This is a genomic window from Streptomyces sp. NPDC127097 (assembly GCF_042724075.1).
Classification (GTDB): domain Bacteria; phylum Actinomycetota; class Actinomycetes; order Streptomycetales; family Streptomycetaceae; genus Streptomyces.
In genome coordinates this window covers 132,164-142,643 of sequence record NZ_JBHXFI010000017.1, presented here as the reverse complement: position 1 = coordinate 142,643, position 10,480 = coordinate 132,164, and the positions used below count along the sequence as shown (strand labels likewise).

Genomic DNA, 10,480 nt, shown 5'->3' with positions numbered 1-10,480 from the left:
TAGGTTCCGGGTGCGCCCGGGTTCTGGAAAATCCCCGGCGGGGGGGCCATGGGCGCGCGCCCGGCCGCTGGAGCGCGCCCTGCGCCCCGCCCTCGCCCCAGGGGGCCAACGGGGCCGCTGAGGGCGGCACAGCATGCGTCAGGCCCCGCCCTCCTGGCCGGAGAGCGGGGCCTGACGACAGTGGCTCACACGCTACGAGCCGCCGATCGGGAAGATCAGACGGCCTCGTCCTCGACGAGGAGGTTGCGGGTGCGGTTGGAGTCCACCGGGATGCCAGGGCCCATCGTGGTGGTGATGGTGGCCTTCTTGATGTAGCGGCCCTTGGCGGCGGACGGCTTGAGGCGGTTGATCTCCTCGAGCGCCGCGGCGTAGTTCTCCACCAGCTTGGCCTCGTCGAAGGAGACCTTGCCGATGATGAAGTGGAGGTTCGCGTGCTTGTCCACGCGGAACTCGATCTTGCCGCCCTTGATGTCGGTGACAGCCTTGGCGACATCCGGGGTGACGGTGCCGGTCTTCGGGTTCGGCATCAGACCACGCGGACCGAGCACGCGGCCGAGGCGGCCGACCTTGCCCATGAGGTCCGGGGTGGCGACGACGGCGTCGAAGTCCAGACGGCCCTTGGAGACCTCGTCGATCAGTTCGTCCGAGCCGACGATGTCGGCGCCGGCGGCTTCCGCGGCCGCAGCACGGTCACCGGTCGCGAAGACCAGGACCCGGGCGGTCTTACCGGTGCCGTGCGGGAGGTTCACGGTGCCACGGACCATCTGGTCGGCCTTGCGCGGGTCGACACCCAGACGCATGGCGACCTCGACGGTCGCGTCGAACTTGACGGACGCGGTGTCCTTGGCGAGACGGACGGCCTCGAGCGGGGCGTACAGACGCTCCCGGTCGACCTTCGCGTCCGCGTTGCGAAGAGTCTTGCTGCGCTTCACTTCTGCTCCTGATGCAGTGGGGTGGAGTCGTGGTGCGGACCAGCGCCTGGCCCTGCCACGTGTGGTGCCTGAAGGGCTGGGATCAGCCCTCGACCGTGATGCCCATGGAACGGGCGGTGCCGGCGATGATCTTCTCGGCGGCGTCCAGGTCGTTGGCGTTCAGGTCGGGCATCTTGGTGGTGGCGATGTCACGGACCTGGTCACGCGTGATCTTCGCGACCTTGGTCTTGTGCGGCTCGCCGGAGCCCTTCTCCACGCCCGCGGCCTTCAGGATGAGCTTCGCGGCCGGCGGGGTCTTGGTGATGAAGGTGAAGGAACGGTCCTCGTAGACCGTGATCTCCACCGGCACGACCATGCCACGCTGCGACTCGGTCGCGGCGTTGTAGGCCTTGCAGAACTCCATGATGTTGACGCCGTGCTGACCCAGCGCGGGGCCGACCGGCGGAGCCGGGTTTGCGGCACCGGCCTGGATCTGGAGCTTGATAAGCCCCGTGACCTTCTTCTTCTTGGGAGGCATGCTCTCTCCGGGTCCTAGTGAGAGGTGTTTCGCCGATCCATCCGGTCATCCGGATGGAGGCATACCGCACAACGATAACGGGTATGGTCGTGCGGCCAAAAACCGAGCAGGTCAGACCGGCTGTGAGCCCGTCTGACCTGGTCGATTTGGCTGGTGTTCCGGAAGAACCTAGTTCTTCTGGATCTGGTCGAAGCTCAGCTCGACCGGGGTCTCGCGGCCGAAGATCTCGACGAGGCCCTTGACCTTCTTCGAGTCGGCGTTGATCTCGTTGATCGTGGCCTGGAGCGTCGCGAACGGGCCGTCGGTGACGGTGACGGAGTCGCCCACCTCGAAGTCCAGCACCTGGACCTCGACCTTGCGGGACGGCGCCGGCTTGCCCTCGGCCGCGGCGGCCTCCTTGGCGGCCTTCTCCTCGGCCTCCGGGGCGAGCATCTTGACGATCTCGTCCAGCGTCAGCGGGTAGGGGTCGTAGGCGTTGCCGACGAAGCCCGTGACGCCCGGGGTGTTGCGGACGACGCCCCAGGACTCGTTCGTCAGGTCCATGCGCACCAGCACGTAGCCCGGGAGCTTGTTCTGGCGGATGGTCTTGCGCTCGCCGTTCTTGATCTGGGCGACCTCTTCCTGCGGCACCTCGGCCTGGAAGATGTAGTCCTCGACGTTCAGCGAAACGGCACGCTGTTCGAGGTTGGTCTTCACGCGGTTCTCGTAACCCGCGTAGGTGTGGATGACGTACCACTCACCGGGGAGGCCACGGAGTTCGTCGCGGAGGGCGGCCACCGGGTCGACCGGCTCCTCTTCCTCGGCGGCTTCACCGACGGCCTCGTCCTCGTCCTCGTCCTCGACGTGCACCGCGGCGGCCTCGGCGGGCTCACCGGCGGCGGCGTCCTCGGCGTCCAGCTCGTCGGTCTCGTCGGCGGCCTGGACGATCTCGAGTTCGGTGTCGTCGCCCTGGACCTCGGCCGAGGCAGCCGCGTCCACGTCGGCCGCTGCCGTCTCGGCGGAGTCGGCGGCGTCGTTCAGGTTCGGGTCAGACACGGTGGCTGCTTCTTCCTGGCTTCAAGGGGTTGAACATGCGAAATGGGCGCCCGCTGAGGCGCCCTCCGCGGGATCAGCCGAAGACGTACCCGACGACTCGGTTGATTCCCAAGTCAATCACGGTTACGAGACCGATGATGATGACAACGAAGACGATCACCACGGTGGTGTACGTCGACAGCTGGCTGCGCGTGGGCCAGACGACCTTGCGGAGTTCCGCCACGACCTGGCGGTAGAAGAGCGCGAGACGCGCGAAGGGACCCTTCTTGCCGCGCTTGCCGCCGCGACGGGGCTTCTTCTGGGATTCCGCGGTTTCGTCCTCGGAACGACCGCGCTCAGGCATGTCGATGGAGCCCAGGGCGTCCGTCACTCGTCCTCACCTGAATCCGGGTCGTGGCCGTGCCGCGCCCGGTTGAGCCGCACGGCGGTGCATTTCATACGTACGCGTGCACGCACTGTGGTGACGAAGTGCGTGTAGCAGGGCCGGAGGGACTTGAACCCCCAACCGCTGGTTTTGGAGACCAGTGCTCTACCAATTGAGCTACGACCCTTTGTGGTTCCCCCAACCTACCGCATGCGGCCGACTGCACTACGTGCGTGCACCGCGGCGACCTGTCGGGAGCCAACGGTCAGCGAGTGTACGTGTTTCAGAGCCGGGCGTCGAACAGAAACGTCCCGGGTGGTGCCCGCCGATCCATGTGCCGGGGTTGTCAGAGGTCTGGGACGATGCAGGTATGAGCGCTGCCACTCCTCCCGCTTCGTCCCCTGCCGACCGCCGTGTCTCGGCCCGTGTCGGTGCGATTTCCGAGTCCGCGACCCTCGCCGTCGACGCCAAGGCGAAGGCCCTCAAGGCCGCCGGACGCCCGGTGATCGGCTTCGGCGCCGGTGAGCCCGACTTCCCGACGCCCGACTACATCGTCGAGGCGGCGATCGATGCCTGCCGCAACCCGAAGTACCACCGCTACACCCCGGCCGGCGGGCTCCCCGAGCTGAAGAGCGCGATCGCCGCGAAGACGCTGCGCGACTCCGGCTACGAGATCGAGCCGGCGAACGTCCTGGTGACGAACGGCGGCAAGCAGGCGATCTACGAGGCGTTCGCAGCGATCCTCGACCCGGGCGACGAGGTCGTCGTCCCGGCGCCGTACTGGACCACGTACCCCGAGTCGATCCGTCTGGCCGGCGGGGTGCCGGTCGATGTCGTCGCGGACGAGACCACGGGCTACCGCGTGACCGTGGAGCAGCTGGAGGCGGCCCGCACGGACCGCACCAAGGTGCTGCTGTTCGTCTCGCCGTCGAACCCGACCGGGGCGGTCTACAGCCGCGAGCAGGTCGAGGCGGTCGGCCGCTGGGCCGCCGAGCACGGCCTGTGGGTGCTGACCGACGAGATCTACGAGCACCTGGTCTACGGCGACGCCACGTTCTCGTCGCTGCCGGTGGTCGTGCCCGAGCTGCGCGACAAGTGCGTCATCGTCAACGGTGTGGCGAAGACCTACGCGATGACCGGCTGGCGGGTGGGCTGGGCGATCGGCCCCAAGGACGTCATCAAGGCCGCCACGAACCTCCAGTCGCACGCCACGTCCAACGTCTCCAATGTCGCGCAGGCCGCGGCGATCGCGGCGGTCTCCGGCGATCTGACGGCCGTCGAGGAGATGAAGGTCGCCTTCGACCGGCGCCGCAAGACCATCGTGCGGATGCTCAACGAGATCGACGGGATGCTGTGCCCGGAGCCGGAGGGCGCCTTCTACGCGTACCCGTCGGTCAAGGAGCTCCTGGGCAAGGAGATCCGCGGCAAGCGCCCGCAGAGCAGCGTCGAGCTGGCCGAGCTGATCCTGGAGGAGGCGGAGGTCGCCGTCGTCCCGGGTGAAGCCTTCGGCACCCCCGGCTACCTGCGGCTTTCGTATGCGCTGGGCGACGAGGACCTGGTCGAGGGCGTGTCGCGGATCCAGAAGCTGCTGGCCGAGGCCAAGTAGGACACCGGCCGCCGAGTAGGACACCAGCCACCGATCGATGCGAACGGGCCCCGATGTTCCGGGGCCCGTTCGCACGTTCCCCCGGACGCCCCTTCGGGAAAGACCTACCGGCGCACCGCCCGGATGCGGCAAGATCTTGGGATGGAGAGCGTTCGTGCCCGCGAGGAAGCCCCTGTTCGAGATCTGCGCCGATTGCCGAAGGCCCATCTGCATCTGCACTTCACCGGGTCGATGCGGTCCGCGACCCTGCTGGACCTCGCCGACAAGTACGGCGTCCATCTGCCGGAGGCGCTGCGCAGCGGTGAACCTCCCCAGCTGAGGGCCACGGACGAGCGCGGCTGGTTCCGTTTCCAGCGGCTGTACGACATCGCCCGGTCGTGTCTGCGAACGCCCGAGGACATCCAGCGGCTGGTGCGGGAGGCCGCCGAGGAGGATGTCCACGACGGGTCGCGCTGGCTGGAGATCCAGGTCGACCCGACCTCGTACGCCCCGCGGCTGGGCGGGCTGATCCCGGCCCTGGAGATCATCCTGGACGCGGTGCGGAGCGCCTCCCGGGACACCGGGCTCGGAATCCGTGTCCTGGTGGCCGCGAACCGGATGAAGCACCCCTTGGACGCCCGTACGCTCGCGCGTCTCGCGGTGCGCTACGCCGACCGCGGCGTGATCGGCTTCGGGCTGTCCAACGACGAACGCCGCGGTTTCGCCCGGGACTTCGACCGCGCCTTCGCCATCGCCCGGGAGGGCGGCCTGCTGGCGGCGCCGCACGGCGGTGAGCTGTCGGGGCCGGCGAGCGTCCGGGACTGTCTGGACGATCTGCACGCCGGCCGGGTGGGGCACGGCGTACGGGCCGCGGAGGATCCCGTGCTGCTGAGCCGGCTGGCCTCGCGCGGGGTGACCTGCGAGGTGTGCCCCGCGTCGAATGTGGCGCTGGGCGTCTACGAGAAGCCGGAGGACGTGCCGCTGCGGGCGCTCTTCGACGCGGGCGTGCCGATGGCGCTGGGCGCGGACGATCCGCTGCTGTTCGGCGCCCGGCTGGCCGCGCAGTACGAGATCGCCCGCACCGCGCACGGCTTCACCGACGCCGAACTGGCCGAGCTGGCCCGGCAGTCGGTCCGCGGCTCCTGCGCGCCGCAGGACGAGCAGCAGCGGCTGCTGGCGGAGATCGACGCCTGGCTGGCCGCGTAGGCCGTCCAGGGGCCGGTGAAGGCCCTCCAGGGACCGGTCAGAGGCTGACGCCGACCGTGACGGGTTCGTTGACGAGCGTGACGCCGAAGGCCGCGTGCACGCCGCCGCGGACCTCGCGGGCCAGAGCGAGCAGGTCCTCGGTGGTGGCCGCGCCGCGGTTGGTGAGCGCGAGGGTGTGCTTGGTGGAGATGCGGGCGGGGCCGCTGCCGTAGCCCTTGGTGAAGCCGGCCCGGTCGATGAGCCAGGCCGCGGAGGTCTTCACCAGGCCGTCGCCGGCCGGGAAGGCGGGCGGGGCGACGTCGGGGCCGAGGCGGTCCTGGACGCGGCGGAGGAAGGCGGCGTGCTCGGCCTCGGTGAGGATCGGGTTGGTGAAGAACGAGCCCGCCGACCAGGTGTCGTGGTCCTCGGGGTCCAGCACCATGCCCTTGCCGGCGCGCAGTGCCAGCACGGTCTCCCGGGCGACGGCGGCCGGGACCCGGTCCCCGGCCTCCACGCCGAGGGCGCGGGCCGTCTCGGGGTACTTCAGGGGCGCGGAGAGGCCCCCGGCGTCCTCCAGGGCGAAGCGCACCCGCAGCACCACGAAGCGGTCGGGGTGCTGCTTGAAGCGGCTGTGGCGGTAGGAGAAGCCGCACTCCGCGTTGGGGATCGTGACGGTCTCGCCGAGGCGGCGGTCGTAGGCGACGACCTCGGTGATCGTGGCGGAGACCTCCTGGCCGTACGCGCCCACGTTCTGGATCGGGGTGGCGCCCGCGGAGCCGGGGATGCCGGCCAGGCACTCCACACCGGCCAGCCCGGCCTCGACCGTGCGGGCGACCGCGTCGGACCAGTTCTCGCCCGCGGCGAGCGTGAGGTCCGTGCCGTCGAGCGCGAAGCCGCGGGTGGCGATGCGCAGGGCCGTGCCGTCGAAGCCCTTGTCGCCGATCACGAGGTTGCTGCCGCCGCCGATGATCAGCAGCGGGGTCCCGGTGTCGTCGGCCGCGCGGACGGCCGCGATCACCTCGTCGTCGGTGGTGGCCGTGACGAGGCGGGTGGCCGGGCCGCCGAGGCGGAAGGTGGTCAGCGGGGCGAGGGGGGCGTCGTGGAGTTCCTGCACGCGCCCAAGGGTACGGGGGCGGTCCGACAGCGCTCGGCCGGCCGCCCCGGCGGCCCCGGCTCAGGCGAGGCGGACCACGGCGCGGGACATGCCCAGCACCTTCTGGCCGGCGCTCATCGCGGTGAGGTCGACGCGGACCGTACGGTCGTCGTCGTCCAGCTTGGCGGCGACCTTGGCGCTGACCTCGATCAGTGCGCCGGTCTCGTCGTTGGGGACGATGACGGGCTTGGTGAAGCGCACCCCGTATTCGGCGACCGCGCCCGGGTCCCCGGCCCAGTCGGTGACCACCCGGATCGCCTCGGCCATCGTGAACATGCCGTGCGCGATGACGTCCGGCAGCCCGACCTCCTTGGCGAACTTCTCGTTCCAGTGGATCGGGTTGAAGTCACCGGAGGCGCCCGCGTACCGGACGAGCGTGGCGCGGCTCACCGGGAAGGTCTGCGCCGGGAGTTCCGTGCCGACCTCGACCTCGTCATAGGAAATCTTCGCGGTCATCTCACGCCTCCTTCGCGGCACGGGCCACCAGCTTGGTGAACGCGGTCACGACGTGTTCGCCCGCCTCGTCGTGCACCTCGCCGCGGATGTCGATGATGTCGTTGCCCGCCATGGTCTTGATGGCCTCGATGGTGGAGGTGACGGACAACCGGTCCCCGCTGCGCACCGGCCGGGTGTAGGCGAATTTCTGGTCGCCGTGCACCACCCGGCTGTAGTCCAGGCCCAGTTGCGGGTCCTCGATGACCTGTCCCGCGGCCTTGAAAGTGATGGCGAACACAAAAGTCGGCGGGGCGATCACATCGGAGTACCCGAGTGCCTTGGCCGCTTCGGCGTCCGTGTAAGCGGGGTTGGGGTCGCCGATCGACTCGGCGAATTCGCGGATCTTTTCCCGGCCGACCTCGTACGGGTCGGTGGGCGGGTACGTGCGTCCGACAAAAGACTGGTCGAGCGCCATGGGCTCGCAACCTCCCTGTACTGATGGTGACAACGCCGTGAGGCCGCCCCCACTAATGGGGACGGCCTCACGGGCGAGCCTGTGTTATCGCGTCTCGCGGTGCGCGGTGTGCGAGTTGCAACGGGGGCAGTGCTTCTTCATCTCAAGACGGTCCGGGTCGTTGCGCCGGTTCTTCTTGGTGATGTAGTTCCGCTCCTTGCACTCCACGCAGGCCAGCGTGATCTTCGGGCGGACGTCGGTGGCAGCCACGTGAGTGCTCCTTGGACGGACGGGTGGTCGGATTAACGCATAAAAGAGTAGCCGATCGGAGGACCGACCCCACAATCGGCTACTGTCAGTAGCGGTGACCGGACTTGAACCGGTGACACAGCGATTATGAGCCGCTTGCTCTACCGACTGAGCTACACCGCTGTGATGCGAGGGGACCCCGCCCGAAGGCGGGAACCTCACACATCAGAGCCCCAATACGGAATCGAACCGTAGACCTTCTCCTTACCATGGAGACGCTCTGCCGACTGAGCTATTGGGGCGAGCGATGAAGACATTACACGGCCCGCCGCCAAACGTGAAATCCGTATCGGGGCCGTGCCACTGGGGCCCCGCGCACCACACCGGTACGACTATTTCGCGCCTGCGCAACGCTCTCCCGGCAGCGGCCTAGGCTCGGCAGAACGCTGCGTGATCTTGCACGCCGGTGCCTTCGAGGAGCGCGATGTCCGACAGCAGTTCGCCGCAGCCGCAGCCGGGAAAGCCCGTCGGGCCCGGCCGGTTCGCCAGGTCGGAGAGCGGTGCGCTGGTGTTGTGCGGCGCCCGGCTCGCCGACGGGCGGACCGTCGACGTACGGCTCGGTGGCGGACGCATCGAGGCCGTCGGGACGGCCGGCAGCCTCGCCCCGCAGGGCGCCCGCGTCGACCTCGCCGGCTACCTCCTGCTCCCCGCCCCCGCCGAACCCCATGCGCACTGCGACACCGCCCTGACCGCCGACTCCGACGGCCCCGCGTCCCGTTCGCCCGAAGACGTGCAGCGCCGGACGACCGAGGCCGCGCTGCTCCAGCTGGGGCACGGCGCCACCGCCTCCCGCAGCCACGTCAGGATCGGCGACGTCCAGGGGCTGCGCTCGCTGGAGGCGGTGCTCCAGGCGCGCCGGTCGCTGCGCGGGCTGGCCGATCTGGCGGCGGTCGCGGTGCCGCGGGTGCTGACCGGGGTGGCCGGGGCGGACGGGCTGGCGATGCTGCGGGACGCGGTGAAGATGGGCGCCTCGGTCATCGGCGGCTGTCCGGACCTCGACCCCGATCCGGCCGGGTACGTCGAGACGGTCCTGGAGCTGGCCGGGGAGCACGGCTGCCCGGTGGATCTGCACACCGACGGGGACGATCCGGCGCGGCTGGCGCGGTTCGCGGCGATGTCCGGCGGGCTGCGGCCGGGCGTCGCGCTCGGCCCGTGTGCCGGGATGGCGCGGATGCCGCGGAGCGTGGCGGCGCGGGTCGCCGAGCAGCTGGCGGCCGCCGGGGTCGCCGTCGTCTGTCTGCCGCAGGGCGACTGCACGGGGCTGGAGCGGTACGGCTCGCGGGTGTCGCGGCCGGCGCCCGTACGGCTGCTGCGGGCGGCCGGCGTCCAGGTGGCGGCGGGCAGCGGGGCGCTGCGGGACGTGGCGAATCCAGTGGGGCGCGGTGACCCGTTGGAGGCGGCGTATCTGCTGGCCTCCCTGGGGGAGGCCACGCCGGAGGCGGCCTACGAGAGCGTGAGTTCGGCGGCGCGGGCGACGCTGGGGCTGCCGGAGGTACGGGTCGAGGCGGGCTTTCCCGCGGAGCTGCTGGCGGTGCGGGGCGAGCGGATCGCCGGGGTGCTCTCGCTCGCGTACAGCCGGATCGTGATCCACCGCGGGCGGGTGGTCGCCCGCACCAGCGCGGTGCGGGAGTACTGCGACTCGGCGGCGGACGTGGCGCTGGAGCTGCCGCGGCAGTCGCAGCGCTGAGCCGCGGCGGCGAGAAGGCACCCCGTCCCGGCCGGTCCCGCGCTCCGTGGCGGCGCTTCGGCGTACGGTCGGGATCATGCGCATTGTCATCGCAGGTGGACATGGTCAGATCGCGCTGCGGCTGGAGCGGTTGCTCGCCAAGCGCGGGGACGAGGTCGCGGGCATCATCCGCCGGCCGGAACAGGCCGGTGACGTGCTGGCCGCGGGGGCCGAACCGGTGGTCTGCGACCTGGAGTCGGCGTCGGTGGAGGACGTCGCCCGGCACATGGAGGGCGCCGACGCGGCCGTCTTCGCGGCGGGCGCGGGGCCGGGCAGTGGCATCGAACGCAAGGACACGGTGGACCGCGGCGCGGCGGCGCTCTTCGCGGACGCGGCCGAGACGGCCGGGGTACGGCGCTTCCTCGTCGTCTCGTCCATGGGCGCGGACCGTGAGCCCCCCGAGGGCACCGACCCGGTCTTCGCCGCGTACCTGCGGGCGAAGGGCGCCGCGGACGCGGACGTACGGGCCCGCGCCGGGCTGGACTGGACGATCCTGCGGCCGGGCCGGCTGACCAACGACCCCGGCACGGGCCTGGTGGCGCTGGCCGACACGACCGGCCGCGGCGAGGTGAGCCGGGACGACGTGGCGGCCGTCCTGGTGGCGCTGCTCGACGAGCCGGCCACCATCGGCCGGACGCTGGAGCTGATCGGCGGGGAGGTGCCGGTGGAGGACGCGGTGCGGGCGGTGGCCGGGCGCTGAGCGGCGGGACATGACGAAGGGGCCCGTGTCCACCATTTAAGCTGGTGACCGGCCCCATCTCACCAGTGGCGGCGCCCGGAATAGA

The 10,480-nt window shown here is 70.6% G+C and carries 12 protein-coding genes and 3 tRNA genes; 4 read left to right on the top strand and 11 right to left on the bottom strand.

All coding sequences use genetic code 11. The features are described 5' to 3' along the window. Positions 1–215: 215 nt before the first annotated feature. From rplA to ACFWJW_RS16135, 5 genes are all read right to left on the bottom strand, one after another. Positions 216–932 carry a 50S ribosomal protein L1 gene (gene rplA / locus ACFWJW_RS16155; protein ID WP_387240625.1) on the bottom strand — a complete coding sequence of 239 codons (717 nt, stop codon included), beginning with the start codon at positions 930–932 and terminating at the stop codon, positions 216–218. A gap of 82 nt (positions 933–1,014) precedes the next feature. Next, the gene (gene rplK, locus ACFWJW_RS16150; RefSeq protein WP_009715899.1) at positions 1,015–1,449 is read right to left on the bottom strand and encodes a 50S ribosomal protein L11; all 435 of its coding nucleotides are present in this window, start codon (positions 1,447–1,449) and stop codon (positions 1,015–1,017) included. A 168-nt stretch (positions 1,450–1,617) separates the two neighbouring features. After that, positions 1,618–2,484 carry a transcription termination/antitermination protein NusG gene (gene nusG / locus ACFWJW_RS16145; RefSeq protein WP_387240622.1) on the bottom strand — a complete coding sequence of 289 codons (867 nt, stop codon included), beginning with the start codon at positions 2,482–2,484 and terminating at the stop codon, positions 1,618–1,620. Positions 2,485–2,557: 73 nt separating this feature from the next. Then, on the bottom strand, positions 2,558–2,854 hold the full coding sequence (gene secE, locus ACFWJW_RS16140; protein WP_018090919.1) for a preprotein translocase subunit SecE: 297 nt from the start codon (positions 2,852–2,854) through the stop codon (positions 2,558–2,560). Between the two features lie 108 nt (positions 2,855–2,962). Next, positions 2,963–3,035, bottom strand: a tRNA-Trp gene (locus ACFWJW_RS16135). Positions 3,036–3,218: 183 nt separating this feature from the next. Here ACFWJW_RS16135 and ACFWJW_RS16130 point away from each other — a divergent pair. Then, complete coding sequence (locus ACFWJW_RS16130) at positions 3,219–4,454, top strand: pyridoxal phosphate-dependent aminotransferase (protein WP_387240618.1); 1,236 nt, start codon at positions 3,219–3,221, stop codon at positions 4,452–4,454. 141 nt (positions 4,455–4,595) lie between these two features. After that, a complete protein-coding gene (locus tag ACFWJW_RS16125) occupies positions 4,596–5,639 on the top strand; it encodes an adenosine deaminase (RefSeq protein WP_387240615.1) in 1,044 nt (347 codons plus the stop codon). Positions 5,640–5,676: 37 nt separating this feature from the next. Here the strand turns inward: ACFWJW_RS16125 and ACFWJW_RS16120 are convergent, their stop codons facing one another. The 6 genes from ACFWJW_RS16120 to ACFWJW_RS16095 all read right to left on the bottom strand — a co-directional run bounded on the left by ACFWJW_RS16120 (position 5,677) and on the right by ACFWJW_RS16095 (position 8,211). Continuing rightward, positions 5,677–6,732: a UDP-N-acetylmuramate dehydrogenase gene (locus ACFWJW_RS16120; protein ID WP_387240612.1), complete on the bottom strand. Its 1,056-nt coding sequence runs from the start codon at positions 6,730–6,732 to the stop codon at positions 5,677–5,679. Positions 6,733–6,792: 60 nt separating this feature from the next. Next, complete coding sequence (locus ACFWJW_RS16115) at positions 6,793–7,227, bottom strand: MaoC family dehydratase (RefSeq protein WP_042155818.1); 435 nt, start codon at positions 7,225–7,227, stop codon at positions 6,793–6,795. 1 nt (position 7,228) lies between these two features. After that, positions 7,229–7,681, bottom strand: coding sequence for a MaoC family dehydratase N-terminal domain-containing protein (locus ACFWJW_RS16110; protein WP_042155816.1), 453 nt, complete (start codon positions 7,679–7,681; stop codon positions 7,229–7,231). 84 nt (positions 7,682–7,765) lie between these two features. Then, on the bottom strand, positions 7,766–7,930 hold the full coding sequence (gene rpmG / locus ACFWJW_RS16105) for a 50S ribosomal protein L33 (RefSeq protein ID WP_006604855.1): 165 nt from the start codon (positions 7,928–7,930) through the stop codon (positions 7,766–7,768). A gap of 89 nt (positions 7,931–8,019) precedes the next feature. Next, positions 8,020–8,092, bottom strand: a tRNA-Met gene (locus ACFWJW_RS16100). Positions 8,093–8,138: 46 nt separating this feature from the next. Then, a tRNA-Thr gene (locus ACFWJW_RS16095) sits at positions 8,139–8,211 on the bottom strand. A gap of 182 nt (positions 8,212–8,393) precedes the next feature. Here ACFWJW_RS16095 and ACFWJW_RS16090 point away from each other — a divergent pair. Beyond that, positions 8,394–9,656 (top strand): amidohydrolase family protein, encoded by a 1,263-nt coding sequence (locus tag ACFWJW_RS16090; protein WP_042155814.1) that lies wholly within the window; start codon positions 8,394–8,396, stop codon positions 9,654–9,656. 76 nt (positions 9,657–9,732) lie between these two features. Beyond that, complete coding sequence (locus ACFWJW_RS16085; RefSeq protein ID WP_387240607.1) at positions 9,733–10,395, top strand: NAD(P)H-binding protein; 663 nt, start codon at positions 9,733–9,735, stop codon at positions 10,393–10,395. Positions 10,396–10,480: the final 85 nt, after the last annotated feature.